General features: G+C 69.5%; 16 protein-coding genes and 2 pseudogenes. 11 read left to right on the top strand and 7 right to left on the bottom strand.

Annotated features, from left to right (window positions below):
- The first annotated feature begins 173 nt into the window (after positions 1-173).
- Complete coding sequence (locus ACX28W_RS14850; protein WP_458999396.1) at positions 174-2,321, top strand: protein kinase domain-containing protein; 2,148 nt, start codon at positions 174-176, stop codon at positions 2,319-2,321.
- 48 nt (positions 2,322-2,369) lie between these two features.
- On the opposite strand, the pseudogene ACX28W_RS14845 reads toward ACX28W_RS14850, so the two are convergent.
- Positions 2,370-2,552 (bottom strand): annotated as a pseudogene (locus tag ACX28W_RS14845) (restriction endonuclease subunit S); the annotation flags it as partial.
- A 97-nt stretch (positions 2,553-2,649) separates the two neighbouring features.
- Between ACX28W_RS14845 and ACX28W_RS14840 the strand changes: the two are divergent.
- The 3 genes from ACX28W_RS14840 (at position 2,650) to ACX28W_RS14830 (ending at position 3,598) form a co-directional block, all read left to right on the top strand.
- Entirely contained in the window at positions 2,650-2,817 is a 168-nt protein-coding gene (locus ACX28W_RS14840) for a hypothetical protein (RefSeq protein WP_458999395.1), read from the top strand.
- Between the two features lie 146 nt (positions 2,818-2,963).
- Positions 2,964-3,179, top strand: a complete 216-nt coding sequence (locus ACX28W_RS14835; RefSeq protein WP_458999394.1) for a type II toxin-antitoxin system VapB family antitoxin — start codon at positions 2,964-2,966, stop codon at positions 3,177-3,179.
- Entirely contained in the window at positions 3,176-3,598 is a 423-nt protein-coding gene (locus ACX28W_RS14830) for a PIN domain-containing protein (protein ID WP_458999393.1), read from the top strand. Before ACX28W_RS14835 ends, ACX28W_RS14830 begins: the two co-directional genes overlap by 4 nt.
- A 109-nt stretch (positions 3,599-3,707) precedes the next feature.
- Here the strand turns inward: ACX28W_RS14830 and ACX28W_RS14825 are convergent, their stop codons facing one another.
- On the bottom strand, positions 3,708-4,358 hold the full coding sequence (locus ACX28W_RS14825) for a response regulator (protein ID WP_458999392.1): 651 nt from the start codon (positions 4,356-4,358) through the stop codon (positions 3,708-3,710).
- Entirely contained in the window at positions 4,358-5,266 is a 909-nt protein-coding gene (locus ACX28W_RS14820) for a sensor histidine kinase (protein ID WP_458999391.1), read from the bottom strand. The genes ACX28W_RS14825 and ACX28W_RS14820 overlap by 1 nt, the downstream gene beginning before the upstream one ends.
- 137 nt (positions 5,267-5,403) lie before the next feature.
- Here ACX28W_RS14820 and ACX28W_RS14815 point away from each other — a divergent pair, with 137 nt between their 5' ends.
- Both ACX28W_RS14815 and ACX28W_RS14810 read left to right on the top strand, forming a co-directional pair.
- Entirely contained in the window at positions 5,404-6,417 is a 1,014-nt protein-coding gene (locus ACX28W_RS14815) for a CPBP family intramembrane glutamic endopeptidase (RefSeq protein ID WP_458999390.1), read from the top strand.
- 251 nt (positions 6,418-6,668) lie between these two features.
- The gene (locus ACX28W_RS14810; RefSeq protein ID WP_458999389.1) at positions 6,669-7,442 is read left to right on the top strand and encodes a polysaccharide deacetylase family protein; all 774 of its coding nucleotides are present in this window, start codon (positions 6,669-6,671) and stop codon (positions 7,440-7,442) included.
- Between the two features lie 156 nt (positions 7,443-7,598).
- On the opposite strand, the gene ACX28W_RS14805 is transcribed toward ACX28W_RS14810, so the two are convergent.
- Entirely contained in the window at positions 7,599-10,676 is a 3,078-nt protein-coding gene (locus tag ACX28W_RS14805) for an FG-GAP-like repeat-containing protein (RefSeq protein ID WP_458999388.1), read from the bottom strand.
- A 1,016-nt stretch (positions 10,677-11,692) separates the two neighbouring features.
- Between ACX28W_RS14805 and ACX28W_RS14800 the strand changes: the two genes are divergently transcribed.
- On the top strand, positions 11,693-13,225 hold the full coding sequence (locus ACX28W_RS14800; RefSeq protein ID WP_458999387.1) for a GMC oxidoreductase: 1,533 nt from the start codon (positions 11,693-11,695) through the stop codon (positions 13,223-13,225).
- Positions 13,226-13,306: 81 nt separating this feature from the next.
- On the opposite strand, the gene ACX28W_RS14795 is transcribed toward ACX28W_RS14800, so the two are convergent.
- On the bottom strand, positions 13,307-13,795 hold the full coding sequence (locus tag ACX28W_RS14795) for a carboxymuconolactone decarboxylase family protein (RefSeq protein WP_458999386.1): 489 nt from the start codon (positions 13,793-13,795) through the stop codon (positions 13,307-13,309).
- Positions 13,796-13,797: 2 nt separating this feature from the next.
- Positions 13,798-14,874, bottom strand: coding sequence for an NAD(P)H-dependent amine dehydrogenase family protein (locus ACX28W_RS14790; RefSeq protein ID WP_458999385.1), 1,077 nt, complete (start codon positions 14,872-14,874; stop codon positions 13,798-13,800).
- A gap of 563 nt (positions 14,875-15,437) precedes the next feature.
- Between ACX28W_RS14790 and ACX28W_RS14785 the strand changes: the two genes are divergently transcribed.
- On the top strand, positions 15,438-16,247 hold the full coding sequence (locus tag ACX28W_RS14785; RefSeq protein WP_458999424.1) for a hypothetical protein: 810 nt from the start codon (positions 15,438-15,440) through the stop codon (positions 16,245-16,247).
- A 259-nt stretch (positions 16,248-16,506) separates the two neighbouring features.
- Here ACX28W_RS14785 and ACX28W_RS14780 read toward each other — a convergent pair whose 3' ends face one another.
- Positions 16,507-17,184, bottom strand: a complete 678-nt coding sequence (locus ACX28W_RS14780) for a hypothetical protein (RefSeq protein ID WP_458999384.1) — start codon at positions 17,182-17,184, stop codon at positions 16,507-16,509.
- Here ACX28W_RS14780 and ACX28W_RS14775 point away from each other — a divergent pair.
- The 3 genes and pseudogenes from ACX28W_RS14775 to ACX28W_RS14765 all read left to right on the top strand — a co-directional run.
- Positions 17,162-17,272 (top strand): annotated as a pseudogene (locus ACX28W_RS14775) (osmotically inducible protein OsmC); the annotation flags it as partial. The gene ACX28W_RS14780 and the pseudogene ACX28W_RS14775 sit on opposite strands and share 23 nt — an antisense overlap.
- Positions 17,273-17,369: 97 nt before the next feature.
- A complete protein-coding gene (locus ACX28W_RS14770; RefSeq protein ID WP_458999426.1) occupies positions 17,370-17,684 on the top strand; it encodes a hypothetical protein in 315 nt (104 codons plus the stop codon).
- A 5-nt stretch (positions 17,685-17,689) separates the two neighbouring features.
- Entirely contained in the window at positions 17,690-18,280 is a 591-nt protein-coding gene (locus tag ACX28W_RS14765) for a cysteine hydrolase family protein (protein WP_458999423.1), read from the top strand.
- The last annotated feature ends 161 nt before the right edge of the window (positions 18,281-18,441 follow it).

Raw genomic sequence — 18,441 nt, 5'->3', positions numbered from 1 at the left:
AGCGACATCGGCTTGGACGGCCAGGAGTTGAGCCCTTATCTGGACGGATGACCCATCGCACGGCTCAGGGGCAAAGGGACACCGGTGCGTGACAGGCGCGGCCCCGTTTCCGGGGCGGCAGGCCCTACTCTGATCCCCGTGAGGCAGGCAGACGCTGGGAAGGATGATCGGCGATGACGCCCCTGAGCACCGGGGACCCGGAGTCCATAGGCGGGTACACCCTTCTCGGTCGGCTCGGGGCGGGCGGCATGGGAGTCGTCTATCTGGGAGTCTCCGCCTCGGGACGGCAAGTCGCGGTCAAGCTCGTGCGCGAGACGTACGCCCAGGAGGAGGAGTTCCGGACGCGCTTCCGGCAGGAGATCGGGGCAGCGCGCAGAGTGAGCGGCGCCTTCACCGCGCCTGTCGTGGACGCCGACCCGGACGCCGACCGGCCGTGGATGGCGACGCTCTACGTGCCGGGGCGCAACCTTGCCGAAGTCGTGGAGAAGGACGGCCCGCTGAGCCAGCGGGAACTGCGCGCGCTGGGGCTGGGGCTCACCGAGGCACTGCGCGACATCCAGCGGGCGGGCCTGGTGCACCGGGACCTCAAACCGGGCAACGTCCTGATGACCGAGGACGGGCCGCGCGTCATCGACTTCGGCATATCGCGGGCTTCTGACCACCAGAGCCTCACCACGACCGGGCGGATGATCGGCACTCCGCCGTTCATGTCGCCGGAACAACTGGCCTCCCCCCGGGACGTCACCCCGGCCTCGGACGTGTTCTCGCTGGGGTCGCTGCTGGTGTTCGCGGCCGTCGGCACAGGACCGTTCGACGCCGACAGCCCGTATATAATCGGCTATCAGGTGGTGTTCGGGACCCCGGACCTCGGCGGCGTGCCCGAAGCGCTCCTGGACATTGTCGAGCGCTGCCTGGACAAGGACCCGGCCGCACGGCCGGAACTGACGGACATACACCGCATGCTCCAGGCGCTGCCGGAATCCGACGCCACCGGGTCCCCGAAGACCGGGCAGTCCGCGAAACCCCGGCGCCGCCCCACCGCCGCGACCGGCACGGACACCGACTCCGGCTCCGGCTCCGGCTCCGGCTCCGGCAAGCGACGCCGAGCCCGGATGCTGCTCACCGGCCTCGGCGCGGTGCTGGCCGTCACCGGGCTATGTGTCGGTGTGGGTGTCTTCGTGTCCGATCCGGACACCACCACCGCCTCCGACGCCACGGCCACCGCCCGTGCCGCGTCACTGCCCGACGGCTGGCGGCCGTGGCGCACGGATCTGCGGTACGACGTGAAGGGAATTCCTCTCGACTACGGCAGCCCCGGATGCGTGACGGAGGGAAGCGCCCTGTTCTGTGGCGGTACGGGCGTCACGGTCGCCAGGATCGACGCGGCCTCCGGCCGCACCCTGTGGCGGACCGGCACCCGCCCTCAGGGAGTGCAGCCGATCGGCGTTCGCGACGGGCTGGTCTATGCGTACGAAGATCCGGACGACAGGACCAGGCGCGTGGTGGCCCTCGACGCCGCTACCGGGCACCGGCGGTGGCAACGCGACATCAACAAGTCCGAGAACGCGGTCCTGTACGACGGCGGGTTGCTGACCCTGTCTCCCGACTACTCGTCGTTCGTGGCCTACGGGCCTACCGGCAAGGAACTGTGGCAGGCGTCCTCGCTGGACGAGTACTGCACTCCGTCGGCGCTGGGAGGCGTCCCCTACGCCCTGTGCTCGCAGGGCAACGAGCCCGGCCAGGCCCCGGTCGGGCTGATGAAGCTCGGACCCGGCAGCCTGACCGAAACGGCCACACTGCCCAAGAAGGCGGAAGCGCTCGGCGCTCTCGGCGGGCAACCCCTGTTCCTCGCTCCTCAGACCGCGAAGGACGTGTACGAAGCCGGGTACGAACGGCCGTACAACGCGCTGCTGCTGGTGGCCTCGGAAACCGGGCAGGTCAGACGGATACCGCTGGCTCGTCCGCTGACCGGCGCGGCCACCCTCGTGGACGGCGTCGTCTACTTCGTCCGGTCCGACGGGTCGGTCACCGCGGTGTCGGCGGACAGCGGCAAACAACTCTGGCAGAAGGTGACGGACGTGGAGAGTCTGTCCGCGCCCGCGGTGTCGGCGACGTACAAGCGGGTCTATTTCTGCAACCGCTTCGGCCGTCTGCTGGCACTGGACAGTCGCACCGGAGCGGAGGTTCGGCGCACCTCCGCACTGGACGACCCCGGGGACAAAGTGCAGAGCTACCCGCCGCGAGTGCTGCTCGTCAAGGACGCGATCGTGGCGATGGCCGGAGACACGGCCTTCTCCCGGAGCCCTGACGGGCCCACTTGACCGGCCGAGGCAATCACCGCGCACCGTGCGGATCATCCCTCAGACCGCCTACGCCGCCATAGGGGTGTGCATCTGCAAGCCAATGAGTTCGCGATGCGCGGTGATCTGTGCGTCTACGGCATCCAGCGCGGCGCTGACTCGCCGCTGGTGGGCAAGGGGCGGCAGCGGTACGGGCAGAAGTGCCAGTGTGGCGGCGCTGAGGGAAGGGACGGCGGTGCCGCGGGCGTACTCCTTGAGCCAGTGCGCTGTCTCCGGTTGACGGTCTCGTCTCCGAGTGGACCTGAGTCGCTGGCCTCACCTGAGACTTCTGACGGAGGCGGCACGTGGCTTGCCATCCCTGGAGGTGTGGTTGTTCGGCTCGGCACTACGGTCCGAACGTCCCGCGGATCTGGACATCCTGCTGATCTACGAGGATCGCTCCGCGGTGGTGGCCCTGCGCAAGATGAACCGCTGGGAAGACATGTGCCCGCCGTTCCATCTCATCGCCCTGATGTGACCATGCCGGTGACCGATCACGGCCGGTTGGCATCAGTGAGGTCGCCCATCCACGATGTCGGCTGATCAACCGGTCCAGGCCGACCGATCGCCAAGCATCACTTAGGATATATACGATGGCGGCAATGATATCAGTGGAGGTATTCGATGAGTAGAACCGTGATCGACCTCGACGATCAGCTGGTCGCGGACGTAGCCAAGGCCCTCGGTACCAGCACCAAGAAGGAGACGGTGAACACCGCGTTGCGCGAGGTGCTGGAGAACCGGCGGCGGGCTCTGGCGCTGACGCGCCTGCGTGCGGCGGCTGAGGAGGGTGGCTTCGACCTGGACCTCTTCGAGGACAAGGGGAACTACCGCCGGTGAACGCCGCGCAGTTCCTGATCGACACCAGCGCACTCGCCCGCCTGCTGCGCGGCGATGCCGAGCAGTACGGATGGGACCGAGCGGCAGCCGCTGGCCTCCTGGCCACCTGCCCCATCACCGAGTTGGAGTTCTTCTGCAGCGCACGCTCCGCCGAGGACCGCACCCGAGGCATCGAGGACCTGCGTCTGCTCTTCGGCTGGGTGCCAGTCGATGACCGCGCGTACGACCGGGCCTGGCAGGTCCAGGAGATCCTCACCCAGCGCGGGCAGCACCGCAGCGCCGGAGCCGTTGACCTCGTCGTGGCCGCCACGGCAGAACTGCAGGGCCTGACTCTCCTGCACCGCGACCGCGACTTCGAGTGCATCGCCGCCGTCACCGGTCAGGCCCTTCAGTGGTACGGCCCAGGAGCCGGCAAGTGAGCCAGAAGGCCAGGAGCGGCGTTCTTCGAGAAGGCCGCGTGCCTCGATCCCGAGCGGCGTGCCCTCCGTGTGCCCTCAGTCGAGGCAGAGCCGGCCGTGGCTCCCGTGCTCAGGCCGTTCCGCGCGGCCTGACCAGCCCGCTGTCGTACGCCAGGATCGTGGCCTGTACCCGGTCCCGCAGGCCCAGCTTGGACAGCAGGGCGTTCACATGGGTCTTCACGGTGCCTGTGGTCACTCCGAGCGCGGAGCCGATCTCGGCGTTCGTCAGGCCCGACGCGATGTGCAGCAGGACCTCCCTCTCGCGTGGCGTGAGGGAGGACAGCGCACCCGTCACGGACGGCGGCTGCGGGGCGCCCTGGGCGAAGGTGTCGATGAGCCGGCGGGTCACGGTCGGGGCCAGGATGCCCTCTCCTGCGGCGACCACGCGGATCGCGGACAGCAGGTCCTCGGGCAGGGCGTCCTTGAGCAGGAACCCCGAGGCCCCGGCGCGCAACGCCTCGTACACGTAGGCGTCGAGGTCGAAGGTGGTCAGGACGAGGACGCGCGGCCGGCGCTCCTGCGCGGTGATGAGACGGGTCGCGGTGAGACCGTCCATGCCGGGCATACGGATGTCCATCAGGACGAGGTCGGGCGCCTCGGTGGCGGCGAGCGACACCGCCGACGCCCCGTCACCGGCCTCGGCGACCACCGTCAGATCGGGTTCGGCGTCCACGATGGCGGCGAATCCGGCGCGGACCACCGCCTGGTCGTCGACGACCATCACGCGTGTGGTGACGGGGACACCTCCTGGACGGACTCCGGCGGACTCGGCCGGGTCGACATCAACACCCTTACGGTACCGGTCTGTTCGAGAGTGATACGTCCGGGCCCTGTCCCCACCTGCACTTTCAGGCCGGCGATGAGTTCCTCGATACGGGCGGTCATCGGACGGGGATCCGGACGGTCGACGTCGCGCAGCAGACCGACGAGCCGTTGCAGCGCCGTCAGGGTCTCGGCGCCGGTGCGCTCGGCGAACGACAGCGCCTCGGCCGTCAACTCGGGCCTGTTGTCGCCGAGTCTTCGCGCGGCGTCGGCCGTGATGACGACGGACGTCAGGTGATGGGCGCTCACGTCGTGCAGTTCGCGGGCCAGACGCCGCCGTTCGGTGTCGCCCGCCCGCCTCCGGGTCTCCTCCGCGCCGGCCAGCCGACGGGACGCGAGCGACCGCCCCTTGAGCCACTGGCGTCGGGCCTCACCGAGCCCCGCGCAGACGGCGTACAGGAGCGCACCGAGCGCCCACTCCGAGGCGAGCGCGGGCCGGACCCCGAGGCGGATGAGGGACAGGAGCCACTCGACACCCACGGCCGCGGCGAGCGCGCGTACGGTCACGGGCACGGGGCAGCGGACCGCGACCGAATACAGCGCGACCGGCGCACCCACCCCGAAGTAGCCGTCATGCCACGCCACTTGGCCCAGCAGGAGAGCGCCCAGGGACCAGGCCAGGGCACGGACCGGCGCCTGCCGTCGACGGCCCAGCGCGGCCGTCTCGACGACCACCGCGCCCAGGACGGCGACAAGTGCCGCCGCCCCGGGCACCTCCGCGCCGGCCAAGCCGGCTCCGGGCCACAGCCAGGCGATCTGTCCGGCCGCGAGCAGCGTGGGGAGCAGCCAGTTGCGTATCGTCTCCATCTCGGCACGAGCGTAGGGCGGGGTGCTACGGCGCGGCACCGGCCCCAGGTACGAGGTCGCTCTCCACCCTCCGACAGAGGCCCCGTTCGTGCCGGCGGCGGATGTGGGGGCACGGGCCCGCGGGGAGGCTTGTCACCATGACGAATCCGCTCGCCGCCCCGATGTCCGCGCTCCTGCCCCTGCCTGAACTGCTCCCCTACCACCGCATGGCACGCGCCTCGGCACGCCATCGATGGTGGCGGCCCGTGCTGGGCACCGGGTTCGTGGCCGTGGCGTGCGTGCTCGTAGCCGTACTGCTCTACGGCCTCGGATCCGCCCTGGGAGCGGCCAAGGGGTACCCCGAAGCCCCCGACGGAACCGTCGAGTTCGGCCCCGTCTCGGGCACCGCCCTCGACCTGCCGGCGATCGCCTCCGCCCTGCCCGTCGTCCTGCTCGCGGTGCGCTGGATCGGCCGCCGCCCGGCGGGCACGGTCTCGTCCGTGACGGGCGGACTGCGGTGGCGCTGGCTGGGGCTGTGCGTGCTGGCGGCCCTCCCGGTCCTCGCCGTGACCACCGGGACCATGCTCCTGCTGCCTATGGACGACGCCCCGCCGTCGCAGTGGGCGGGCTGGGAGGTCTTCGGCCCGGCCCTCGCCATGCTGGTCGTCCTGGTGCCGCTGCAGGCGGCCGCCGAGGAGTACGTCTTCCGCGGCTGGCTCACGCAGGCGGTCGGCGGCTTCCTGCGCTCTCCCTGGTGGGCGCTCGTGCCCCAGGCCGTCCTGTTCGCCGCCGCCCACGGCTGGGGCACCCCGTGGGGCTTCGCCGACCTGACCGTGTTCGCAGTGGTCGCGGGCTGGCTCACCGTACGCACCGGTGGGCTCGAGGCGGCGATCGGACTGCATGCCGTGAACAACCTCCTGGCCTTCGGCGTCTCGGCCGCCGTCGTCGACGGCCTCAAGAGCGACGACACCGCCGCGGACGCTCCCTGGCAGCTCGTGGCCCTCGACCTGGCCGGCATCGCCCTGTACACGGCGGCCGTCCTCTGGCTCGCGCGTCGCCGCACGCCGACCCGCGCCGTCCCCGCGCCGCCACCGGTCCCGCCGCCGTTGCCCTTTCCCGCCGCGTACCCCCAGGTTCGAGCGGTGTCCAGCTCGTCGGCCTCACCGACGTGAGCGGCGCTCCACTCGGCTGAGGGACGTCGGCTCCGACGGGCCACCGCGGTGGGCGCGCGCCGGTGCCGGGGGAGGCGGGATCGGGCCGAGCGGCCCGGCTTTGCCCGCTGCTCGCCCAGTTGTCCGGGAACTACCCCGGGATTGTCCTTGATCGGTAACGGACGCATCCCGTGGCCGCCGCTCCTCGTCCTGCCAGATGGTCGCGAGGTGACCAAGGAATCGGCGAGGAACTGCGGGAAAGCGGGGCGGACATGGCACGGCACGGCGGCGGGCGGGGCTGGTACGGCAAGGTGCTCGGCGCGGCGCTCGGGGTGACGTTGCTCGCCTCCGGTGCCTCGGTGTGGACCGCGCAGGCCGGTGCCGTGGGCGGCTCGTCGCCGAAGGCGACCGCGTCGGCCACGCCGGGCAGTGACGTCAAGCCGGTCGCGGTGACCATCGCGCACGCCTCGGACAAGGGGGCGCGCGGCGTCAACATCACCATCGACGACGGCCCCGACCCCGTGTGGACCCCTCAAGTGCTCGACGTGCTGCGGGAGTACGGGGTGAAGGCCACGTTCTGCATGGTGGGGACGCAGGCGCAGGCCCACCCGGACCTCGTGAAGAAGGTGGTCGCGGCCGGGCACCGGCTGTGCGACCACTCGGTGTCGCACGACACCACCATGGACAAGGAGTCGCAGGCCTACCAGTCGCAGCAGATACTCGACGCCGAACGCATGATCACCGAGGCGTCCGGGGGCGTACGACCGATGTACTACCGGGCGCCCGGCGGGGCCTTCACCCCGTACAGCCGCACGCTCGCCGCCTCCCGCGGCATGCGCCCGCTGGGCTGGAACGTGGACACCAAGGACTTCGAGCTGCCGGGCACGGACGCCATCGTCGCCACCGTCGAGCGGGAGCTGCCGGGCGGGCCGACGCTCCTCTTCCACGACGCGGGAGGCGACCGCTCCCAGACCGTCGAGGCCCTGCGCCGGATCCTCCCCCGGCTCAAGGAGCAGGGCTACTCCTTCGGCTTCCCGGTGCGCTGAGCCCCGGCTCTGGTCGATCCCGGCGTTCGAAGGGGCACCTTTCTCTACTGTGCGCCGCCCAAAGGCAGTTCGGTTCGCAGGCACCGGGTCGGGTGAGAGCACAGGCCCGAGTCTGACGCGACGAAAATGCCGGGCCGCGGGCGCTGCGCCGGGCCGTCAGAACACGCCCTTGTACGCCTGCCATCCCGAGGCGATCTTCATGCGGGGCCCGAACGACCCCTTTCCGTTCCCGCTGTTGCGCCACAGGTTGCCGGAAGTGTCGCGGGAGACGATGTCCGCCTTGCCGTCGCCGGTGATGTCGCCGACGCCGACGACGGCGTTGTAGGAACCTCCCCAGGCCGAGAACAGCTTCACGCGCGCCTTGAAGGTGCCCTTGCCCGTGCCGAAGTACCGGTACAGGTTGTTGGACTTGTCCTGGGCGATCAGGTCGCCGATGCCATCGCCGTTGAGGTCGCCGACGCCCACGATCTTCTTGTACGTCTTCCAGTTGGCGTAGAGCTTCACGCGCGCCGAGAGCTTTCCGGAACTCGTCCCCTTGTAGAGGTAGACGGCCCCGGTGGAGCTGTTGCGGGCGATGAGGTCGGGGCGGCCATCGCCGCTGACGTCCCCGGGCGAGGTCAGCACGTTGTACTGGTTCCAGCCCTTGCCGAGCGAGGTGTGCGGGGTGCTCGTGAAGAAGGTCTGCCCACGCATGGTCCGGTACACCCGCAGTTCGCCGCTGCTGAACCGGACGAGGATGTCGTTTTGGCGGTCGCCACTGAGGTCGCCGAACGGGACGAGTGTCACGGAGGAGGGCCAGCCCGAGGCCGACATGGCCCCGCCGAAGGCCGTCCCGTTGCCCGGGCGGTAGCTGATGACGCCGGACGAGGTGAGGGTCAGGACGTCGCCGATTCCGTCGGGCGCCCAGGTGCCGCTGTTGGTGAAGTCGCGGCGTACGGCGGCTCCCTCGGACACCCTGACCGTCTGCGACACCGTCAGGGCCGGTCCCGAACCGTCGGCGGGCGGGGCCGTCAGCTTGAAGGTGTACGTGCCGTTGGGGACGAGCGCGCCCTTGCTGTCGCGCTCGTCCCAGCGCGTGGTCAGGGTGCCGTCGACCTCTCCGCCGGAGAGCGTGCGCACCACCGCGCCGGTGGCCTTGCTGGTGAGCGTGGCCGTCCAGGAGGCGGCAGGCTTGGAGAGCAGCCCGCGCCACTGCCACCACGGGCTGCCGACCGTGCTGCTCTCCCACGCGTTGTCGGTCGCCTCGGACTCGATGACGGAGAGCCGCTGGGTGGCGACCTCGCTGGGCACCAGGTGGATCCGCTTGTCCGCGTCGACGTAGGCCGCGGGCCCACCGAACTTGTCCGCGGTCCAGGTCACCCCGCGCAGGCTGGAAGTGCCCGCCGCCAGGTCGCCGATCTTGCGGGTGGTCGCAGTGCCGTCGGCGAAGGCGGTGAGGAGGAGCGCCCCGGCCGAAGTGTCGTGCCGGACAAGGTAGCCGTCGCCGAGCAGGGCCTGGCCGGACGGGACGGGGATGTTCTTCCTGGCCGTACGGTCCCAGACGCCGGCCGTCGCGGTCGGGCCGCAGGACCAGTAGATCCAGCGGCCCACCACCTGCAGCTCCTTGGGGACGCACGGGGCGCCGGTGCTGACGGTGTCGGTGGTCTTGCCGGTCTTCAGGTCCTTGGCGGTGACGACACCGGTGCCGGAACCCGGCGTCCACAGGCCGGTCCCCCAGACGGAGGCGGCCGTGACGGAGCGGGTGAGGATGGGCTTCAGATCGGAGTGGACGCCGAGGTCGCCGACGTACTGCTTGGCGGGGGAGGAACCGTTGACGATCGCGTAGCGGCCGGTGACGTCGAGGACGGTTCCGGAGGCCGAGGGCAGATAGAAGAAGCCGGCCTGGTCGTTCTTGTCGAGGGACTGGACGTTCGAGCCGATGGTGGGGTCGGAGTCGGCGGTGAACGTCACCGCGCGGCCGTCCCCAGTGGCGTACGGGCCCACATCGGAGTGGTCCCACCTCCGCCAGGTCGGCGCGCTCGGCGTTCCGTCGGCGGCGATGCGCCGGGTGTAGTAGGCGCCCAGGAAGCTGCTGTCGGCCTCGTGGGTGGCCAGGGTGCCGTTCTGCAGCGACAGCCGGTTGATCTTCGCGGCCACCGGCGGTACGGCGGTCAGTTCCGTCAGCGTCGGGGTGTCCGCCCCCGTGTCGGTGACCCTGCGTACCGCCCAGTGCCCGGCGTCGGTGCCGCCGACGGCCAGCAGACTGCCGTCCGGTGCCGTGACGAGGGAACTGTTCGCGTGCCGGAGCAGGGTCAGCGGGCCGCCGCCCGTGAGGGGGACGGCCATGAGCCGCTCGCCGGACTCGTCGACCAGGTCGTGCGGGTCCGACGGCACGGAACGGGCCACCACCAGCCAGCGTCCGGCGATACCCACGGACGGGGTGCCCTCCGTGCCGGGCAGCGTCACCGTCGTCTCGGCGGCGGAGAGGTCGGCGCGGTCCAGGACGTGTGCCACCGTACTGTCGGACCGGTACCAGACCAGCCGGTCCGCGCTCAGCGCGACGGCCGTCGGAGCGAGGGACACGGCCACATCGCCGGTGACTCTCGCGGTGGCCAGGTCCACCAGCGCCAGGTGCCGCTCACCGTTTCCCAGCGCATAGCCGATGACGGCGGTACCGCTGTCGCCGCCCAGAACGCTGAAGTTGGTCGTGATTCCGGCCGGCCATCCCTCGACAAGGGTGCCGTCGGCGGGAGCGCCGTCGCCGTAGAGCCACAGCACACGGTTGCCGTCGGCATCCCGGGCCTGGCTCAGCACATGGGAGCCGAAGGTGGCCCCGTACGTGCCGTGGGTGAGGGCGACGTCCGTGGTGGTACCGGCGGAGACGTCCCTGAGGACGACCTTCTGGGTGGGCGAGACCACATCGGCCACGACGTCGGACGACGATCCCAGGTACGCCGGGAGTTCGAGTCGGGCCAGGTCGCCCAGCTCCGTCGTCGTACCGGTGTCGTACGACGTCCACAGGTAGCCGGAACGCCCCTCCTGGACATGCAGATAGCCACTGGGGCCGGCGGTGTGGATCCGGTCCCTGCGCGGTATGTAGCGATCCGCCTGGAAGACCTTCTCCGCCGCGAGGGCGGTGCCCCCGACACCGTTGTCCGCGTCGGCCGTGACGACGAGGGGACCGGGACCGACGGTCACGGCGAGAACTGCCAACGCGGCGACGACGCCCCGGGCGGTGGTACGACGGACCATCATCGTCTCCTGGACCTCTCAACAGAGAAAGACGTGACGGGACGGCGGCGGCCGATCAGGCGCGCGTCGACGGTGCTGCGAAAATGTCCAGCCCCCAAGCTGCCCCCCCCACGCACAGCGGCACGAGAGTAGCAGCAGGCCCAGGCCCATCAGGAGTACCAGGGAAAGAGATCGCGGAGTGGCCCACAGTTCTGCGGAGACCAGGGTGCGATCGGCGCCGCACTCACCCCGGCATCCGCCACCGGGTGTGGGCGTTCTTCCCGAGCTGGGCATGTGAACCACCGGGCCGAGTGCAGAGCCCGTGCACGCAGCACGCGTCCGGACCCACGGCCACCGTCATCAGACGAGCGGTCTGCCGCAGGGCGTCCAGATTGCCCTCCTCCGCCGCCCGCTGGTACCAGGCGACGGCCGCCGAGGGCCTCCCCAACTGCTCGTGCAGAGCGGCGACATGCGCCGCCGCGTCCCGTCGGCCGGCGTCGGCCTCCTCCTGGTACAGCGCGAGCGCTTCCGTCAGGCGGCCCCTGCCTGAGAGCCTCAGCTGCGTTCGTGCCCTTCTCCCGGTAGTCGCCCTTGGCGATCCCCTCCGCGAGATCCAACAGGGTGGCCAACTCGCTCCGCACCGCGTCGTCCTGCCCTTCCGCATCGACAAGACTCCGTGGCGGTGGTGCCGTCTTGGCTTTGCCGTCCAACGGACTGCGGAGTCTCAACTACGCCGCAAATCGAAAAGGGATCAGTTCCGCAAGGCATGATTCACGGGTTTGAATTGATACCAAAGGGAGGGGTGCGTTATCGGTTGATTCCTGATGCGAAAAACTCGGGAACAACACTTAAGTTACCCGTAGGTTTCTCGTGACTTATTTCACGCTTCTTAGTAGAACTCGTTTCGATTCTGCGAGAGGAAGGAGATCTACGTGGGCACCAAACCTGCCAACACACTGCAAGGAAGAGGTTTATCCCGCCGAAGATTCATTGGAGGAACTGGTTCTATTCTCGGCGCCGCCGCCTTGGGTACATTCGACATGCCGACCGCCGCGGCGCTCCCTGATGAGGCCGACCTGATCGAACCCGGCGCACAGGTCGCCGCACTCGTGATAGGAACCGGATACGGGGGTTCCGTCACCGCACTGCGACTCGCACGGGCCGGTGTGGACGTCCACATGGTGGAAATGGGCATGGCCTGGGAGACCCCGGGAACGGACGGCAAGATCTTCGCCAACACCACCACCCCCGACTACCGGTCCTTCTGGCTTCGCACACGGACCAAGCAGCCCCTGAGCAACTTCCTCGGCTTCCCGCTCGACAAGGACGTGCCGCGATACACGGGCATCCTGGACGCAGAGGAAATGGGCGGCATCGTGGTGTACCAGGGGAGGGGAGTCGGGGGCGGCTCCCTCGTCAACGGCGGTATGGCGGTGACACCCCAGCGGTCCCGCTTCCCCGGAGTCCTCCCGTCGGTCGACGCCGACGAAATGTACGACGTGTACTACCCGCGGGCGAACAGCACCCTCGGCGTCAGCACGATCGACCCGGCCTGGTTCGAGACGACGGAGTGCTATCAGTACGCGCGCGTCGGCCGCAAACAGGCGGGACGGTCCGGCTTCCCCTTCATGTTCGTGCCCAACGTCTACGACTGGGACTACATGAAACAGGAGGCCACGGGAGCAGTGACCAAGTCAGCCCTGGCCGGCGAGATCCTCTACGGCAACAACCACGGCAAGAAGTCCCTGCCGAAGACCTATCTCGCGCAGGCCCGCGCGACCGGCCGGGTCAGCATCTCACCGCTGCACAGGGTCACCGCGGTGACGCCCGCCACCGGCGGCTACTCCGTGACCATCGAGCAGCTCGACACGAGCGGAGCCGTCGCCACCACCAAGACCGTATGGGCGCAACGGGTGTTCTTCGCCGCGGGGAGCGTCGGCACCAGCAAGCTGCTGGTCGCTCTGAAGGCGACGGGCGCGCTGCCCGGTCTCAACAACGAGATCGGGAGGGGATGGGGCGAGAACGGAAACGTCATGTGCGGCCGGGCGAACCACCTGTGGGACCCGACCGGAGCGCTCCAGTCGTCCATCCCGACGGCGGGCATCGACAACTGGACCGCGGGCGGTGCGTTCGCGGAGGTGGCGCCGCTCCCGACCGGCATCGAGACCTGGGCGTCGTTCTACCTGTCGATCACCAACAATCCCCACCGCGGCCGTTTCACGTGGAACGCGTCGACGGGGAAGGCGGAACTGGACTGGCAGACCGCGTGGAAGCAGCCGTCGATCACCATGGCGAAAACGATCTTCGACAAGATCAACGCCACCGAGGGCACCATCTACCGCACGGACCTCTTCGGTGCCTACAAGATCTGGGGCGACCATCTCACGTACCACCCGCTCGGTGGAGCGGTCCTCAACAAAGCCACTGACAACTACGGCCGTCTGCACGGCCACCCGGGCCTGTATGTGATGGACGGTGCGCTGATCCCCGGCAACACCACCGTCAATCCCTTCGTGACCATCACCGCGCTCGCCGAGCGCAACATCGAGAAGATCATCGCCGAGGACTTCTGACCGTTCCCGTGTCCCGTCCGGGCGCCGTGCGGACAACTGTGGGCCGTGGCCGATGCGCCCCGGCCCGCAGCTCGAAATGCCTCACGAACCCTGTGCCGAAGGCAGCACACAGACGCTGTCGAGACCCAGCACATGATTGAGACGGCCGAACGCCAGCCATGAGCCGATGCTCATGGTCAACTCCACGATCTCCGCCTGGCTGTAGTGCGCCTTCATCCGGTCCCAGAACTCACCGTCCAGGTGGTGATGGTCGAGTGCGTAGCGCTCCGCGTACTCGGCGGCGAGTCGGGTCCGTTCGTCGAAGGTGCCTGTGGTCCGCCACTGCGTGACCGCGTCGAGGAACCCCTCCTCGACCTTCTCCCCGTCGCGTTCGGTGCGCCAGTCCAGGCAGAACAGGCACCCGTTGATCTGCGCGATGCGCAGGCGGGCGGCCTCGAACTCGCGCAGTCCGAGGGTCGTGTATTCATAGACGGCCAGCGAGAAGGCACTGGCGGCCTGACCGATCCTGGGCACCAGGTCACCCCAGACGTACGGGATGGGGTCGGCGCCCTGGGGGATGTCGATCTGCATGATCACTTCTTTCCCAGTCTGCCCACCGCGGGGCGCAGCGGGACGTCGAGTGCGTCGAAGAGACCCGGTTCGGCCTCGACGAGCCAGTCGATGGCGTTCACCAGACGGCCGGCCGCCGTCGCATTGCCGCCGGCGGCTCTGTTCTCTCCCTCGTCCGTGGCCTCCACCGTGACCTCTATGCGGGGGCGCCCTTCGATGATCACGCGATGTGCGCCCGCCCCACCGTCAGGCGGTGCCGGCCAGTCCGGGGCACAGGTGGCGTGAATGCGGGTGACATGCTCGATGACGATGCGGGGCTCGCCCTCCACCACGCCCTGCACCTCAAGACGCACCGCTCCCTGGGTACCGGCCGAGAACTCCCCCATCGTGTCCGTGACGACGGACGTTTCGAGGGGACGGCGTTCCAAGGTCTCCTCGATGCAGTCCAGTTCGACGCCCAGGGCCCGTGCCATCATCCGCAGCTGTCCGCCCCAGATCATCGTCGGAATGCCCTCGGCGAGCATCAGCGGCTGATAGTCCAGAGGATGTCCCATACCGATCAGCCGGCGAACCGCTTCCTCCTGGTCGTAGGTCGAGTAGTCGAAGATCTCCTGGCAGCGGACGGCGTCGATGGCGGACCCCAGCCCGCTGACCAACAGCGGGAGCACGTCGTTGGCCCAACCGGGGTCCACACCCGACACGAACAACGAGCCGCCCCCGGCCTCGACGGACTCGAGCAGCACGTCGCGGATCTCGTCAGGTGCGTTCGTGCAGTCGTACATGCCGTACACGGACGGTGTGACGACCACCGCGCCGGCGCGGAGCGCGCGGCTGATGTCATCGAGGGCACCGTCCAGGCGGACGTCACCGGACGCCGCGTACACGACCGCGCGGGGGGCTGCGGAGAGAACCCCGTCCACATCGTCCGTCGCCGTCACCCCCAGGCGCCGCCCGAGTCCGCTGAGCTCGCCCGCGTCCTTGCCGACCTTGGCGGGACTGGAGACCAGCACGGCCACCAGGCTGAGCATCGGGTGCGCCGCGACAGCTCGAATGGCCGCGCGCCCGACGTTGCCTGTGCCCCAAACCACCGTGGGAATCATGGGCGGAGGGTAACGATGCACCCCAAAACTTCCCATAGCCGTGCACGAGGAATCGGGTCCCGGGGCCGGAGCAGGCCGGTGTGGACGAGATCGTGCCCGACCGGCGGCCGGGTGCGCCCCCGTCCCGCACAAGCGCGCGCATGTAAGGCCCGGTTGCTGGTGGCGCCCGTGCCCACGACGTGCCCGTAAGTGCAGACAACCACGGTCATCAGCAGTGCGATCCGACCCTCACGACCACCTCAGAGGCAAGGTATCCACGGGGTTCTCGGGCTGGGCGGGACCGGGCTGTCGGTCCAGGTGGCGTAGGGGTTTCGGTGCCGACGGACGGCCTCGGCGGGCTGGTCGGGCATGCACACGTGTCCGCGTGATGAAAGGTGGCGCGTCGACGAACCGCCGTCCACAGCCGATGTGTTGCTGTGTCACGGCTGTGCCACGGCGGTGTCCTGAAGGGAAGACGGGCGTGACCTGCGGGCTCTGGGGCCCCTCATAGTCAGCACAGAGCGGGCAACCGGCGGAAACGCGCCGGCTGCCCACTACCCCCGCCCCGGAAGGAACCTCCCGTGATGAACCGCCACCTGCGCAAGGCCGTTGTCGCCACCGCCGCGATCACCGCCGGGCTGCTGATGACGGCGTGCCAGAACGGCACCGCCGACAGCTCGTCCGACAAGAGCGGAACGGGCGCGGCGGCGGTCGCGGAGAAGGCGTCGGACTCCAAGAACTCCAAGGGCGTCAGCGGTTCGTTCAAGAACGGCGAGGTCACCTATCTCGCCCCGGGCAAGTACATCGTGTCCGTGCCGGGCAAGGACGACCAGCAGTTCCTGGTCGCGGACGACACCGAGGTCTACGGCGCCGGCACGATATGCGGCGAGGCGGGGTCCAAGGTCGACGCGCCCTGCACGCTGGACCAGTTGGAGGCGGCAACCAAGAAGGGTGCCGTGAATGCCGACGTGGAGATGAAGAACGGTATCGCGAGCCTGGTGACCGAGCGGCGTGCCGCCCAGCAGGACTCCGGGTCCGGGGCCGGGTCCGGGTCCTCCGGTTCGGGTTCGGACTCCGGCCCATCGTCTGGCTCCGACTCCGACGAGACCGTCGTCGAGGGCATCAACGAGGGCAAGGGTGTCAACGGAACCTGGTTCGGCAACGTCTCCTACCTGGCGCCGGGCAAGTACACGGTCTCCGACATGAAGGGCACCGAGCAGCAGTTCTTCACCGCCGAGGACACCAAGATCCTCGGATACGACGACGTCTGCTCGGGTGAAGACGGCGAGATGCAGTGCACCGAGGCCGAACTGCAGACGGCCGCCAAGAAGGGCTTCAGCGCCGAGGTCGTGATCAGCAACGGCATCGCGACCACCATCCGCGACGACCACTGAGCCGCACTCCCACGGCGAGCCGGTGGACGGCCCCTGCGCCTTGACGCGGGCCGCCACCGCCCCGGAGGTAACCCGGCCGCAGAGCCGGCCGGAATGCGCGGTGCCGAAGAACGCACGCCGCTCCGCGCGCGTACGCCTCCACCAGACCGCGCCCAGGGCCGCGTTGAACCCGGCGAACCCGAGCAACCAGCCGGCCGTGATCCATCCCATCTCACCGCTCATGACACGGGCCCCGCTCGCTCACTTGCCTGACGTGACATCAGAAAGCTCCCCCGCTGTCCACCCATGTCTCCTCGGCCTCCCGCTGCCACCTCGGGTCCCTGGTGCTCTGCTGCAGCCGTTCGGCGCGCACGGGGCCGAGGGCGGGTTCGGCCGGATGCGGCGGCAAGTGGTCCCGGAAGTGGTCGTGACGGCCGGGCCACCACCACATCGCCGCCCAGCCCAGCGGCACCGCGAGCATCAGCCACAGCAGGAAGCACAAGCAGACGGCGAGGACGACGCTCCCGGCGCCGGACGCGGTGAAGTCCCGGAGGAACACCATCTGGACGGCGAACCAGAGGGCGAGCAGTACGGCGGTCAGGACGGCCGACGTGTGGAGCGCGTCCTTGGTGCGGGCGGACCAGCGCGGGAACTTCGCGTCCTCGGCACGCAGGAACGCCTCGCGCAGCCTCTTGTGCGTGGTGTCCCAGTGGAGGCGGTGCAGCGCGACCGGTTCCGCGTGGCGCCGGAGGGTGGTCAGCAGGGCGGCGGGGACGGGGTGCAGTGGTGTCTCGCCGACCGGGTCGCGGCGGCCCTCGCCGGTGAGCGACAGCTCCCCTTCCTCGTCCATCTGTATCAGGCCGGCCGGCAGCAGCTCGGCCGCCGCGGCCCGGTCGGCGTCACCCGGGCGACCGGCCGTGGCGACTGCGTGGTACGGCGTCGACCAGAAGACCGCCATGGAACTGGGCGCGGCAGCCCATCGGATCTGCCCCTACTCCAAGGCCACACGCGGCAACATCCCGGTCACCGTCAACGCGACCGCTGCCGTCACGCTGCTCACGCCCTTGTTAGACCCCTCGGTCCACCGGGTACTCGACAGCGCGTTCCCGGAACCGCCGGCACACGCTCCACCTGGGAGAGACGATGCCCGAGTCCGCCTTCGGCCCACAGGCCGCCGAGGCTGCGGCACGCATCGGCGATGGCCTGATCACGACGATGCCCGACACCGCCCTGGTCGAGCGCTTCCGCCGCAGCGGCGGCGGCACCAAGCCCGTGTACGGCGGACTGAAGGTGTGCTGGGGCACGGATCAGCAGGGCAGGGCTTCTTCGACTTCCACCGCACGAAGATCCTGCCGCGACTCTGCGCGACTGACAGCACTGACAGCACTGACAGCACTGAACGGGCGGCGGAGGCCGTGGACCAGCCCGCGGGCACGACGGGGCTCGCTCTCGTCGTGATCGACATGATCAACACATACGATCACGAGGACGCCGAGCTGCTCGTGCCGTCCGTCCGACGTGTCGTGCCCGTCCTGGCGGAGCTGATCGGCCGAGCCCGCAGGGCGGACGTGCCGGTGATCTACGTGAACGACAACTTCGGACTGTGGCGCTCCCACCACGGAGAACTCGTGCACACCGCACTGGCCCGACCGCACGCCGACCTGATCGAGCCGATAAGGCCCGACGACGAGTCGCTCTTCGTGGTGAAGGCCCGCCACTCCGTCTTCTACGAGACGCCCCTGCCCTACCTCCTGTGGCGATTGGGCGTCGGACACGTGGTGCTGAGCGGTCAGGTCACCGAGCAGTGCGTCCTCTACTCCGCCCTGGATGCGCACATCCGCCACCTGAGGGTGACGGTGGCCAAGGACGCCGTCGCCTCCATCCATCCACATCTGGAGTCCGCCGCCCTGGAGATGATGGAGCGCAACATGGGTGCCCGGATCACCGCGGCGAAGGAGATCGACTTCGCCCGCCCATGCGCCGGCACGACCGATCCCCAGCCACGGGACAAACAGTCCACAACCGGACCCACGTCTCCCCCGTCACACCCCTGAGGACCCGAAAAAAGTGCTCTCGCACTCTTCGAGATCGGGTACCCGGGAGCCGCAGCCAGGCGGACAGCCGCTCCGTACGGCGAGACGTCACGCACGGTCAACGGCTCAGGAAGGCTGTTTCCTCTGATGACTCGCACCTCCTTCGTTCCGCACGACGCCGG

Source organism: Streptomyces sp. SD15 (genome assembly GCF_054462255.1).
Note: the sequence above shows the minus strand (reverse complement) of the source record. Positions and strands in the feature narration are given on the sequence as shown.

Bases quoted from the DNA above. Each gene is read 5' to 3' on its own strand.
- ACX28W_RS14810 (WP_458999389.1), top strand. From the start codon at position 6,669: ATGGCACGGCACGGCGGCGGGCGGGGCTGGTACGGCAAGGTGCTCGGC.
- ACX28W_RS14820 (WP_458999391.1), bottom strand. From the start codon at position 5,266: ATGGAGACGATACGCAACTGGCTGCTCCCCACGCTGCTCGCGGCCGGA.
- ACX28W_RS14805 (WP_458999388.1), bottom strand. From the start codon at position 10,676: ATGATGGTCCGTCGTACCACCGCCCGGGGCGTCGTCGCCGCGTTGGCA.
- ACX28W_RS14800 (WP_458999387.1), top strand. From the start codon at position 11,693: ATGCCGACCGCCGCGGCGCTCCCTGATGAGGCCGACCTGATCGAACCC.
- ACX28W_RS14765 (WP_458999423.1), top strand. From the start codon at position 17,690: ATGATCAACACATACGATCACGAGGACGCCGAGCTGCTCGTGCCGTCC.
- ACX28W_RS14780 (WP_458999384.1), bottom strand. From the start codon at position 17,184: ATGGCGGTCTTCTGGTCGACGCCGTACCACGCAGTCGCCACGGCCGGT.
- ACX28W_RS14795 (WP_458999386.1), bottom strand. From the start codon at position 13,795: ATGCAGATCGACATCCCCCAGGGCGCCGACCCCATCCCGTACGTCTGG.
- ACX28W_RS14850 (WP_458999396.1), top strand. From the start codon at position 174: ATGACGCCCCTGAGCACCGGGGACCCGGAGTCCATAGGCGGGTACACC.
- ACX28W_RS14835 (WP_458999394.1), top strand. From the start codon at position 2,964: ATGAGTAGAACCGTGATCGACCTCGACGATCAGCTGGTCGCGGACGTA.
- ACX28W_RS14785 (WP_458999424.1), top strand. From the start codon at position 15,438: ATGAACCGCCACCTGCGCAAGGCCGTTGTCGCCACCGCCGCGATCACC.
- ACX28W_RS14790 (WP_458999385.1), bottom strand. From the start codon at position 14,874: ATGATTCCCACGGTGGTTTGGGGCACAGGCAACGTCGGGCGCGCGGCC.
- ACX28W_RS14825 (WP_458999392.1), bottom strand. From the start codon at position 4,358: ATGGTCGTCGACGACCAGGCGGTGGTCCGCGCCGGATTCGCCGCCATC.
- ACX28W_RS14770 (WP_458999426.1), top strand. From the start codon at position 17,370: ATGCCCGAGTCCGCCTTCGGCCCACAGGCCGCCGAGGCTGCGGCACGC.
- ACX28W_RS14815 (WP_458999390.1), top strand. From the start codon at position 5,404: ATGACGAATCCGCTCGCCGCCCCGATGTCCGCGCTCCTGCCCCTGCCT.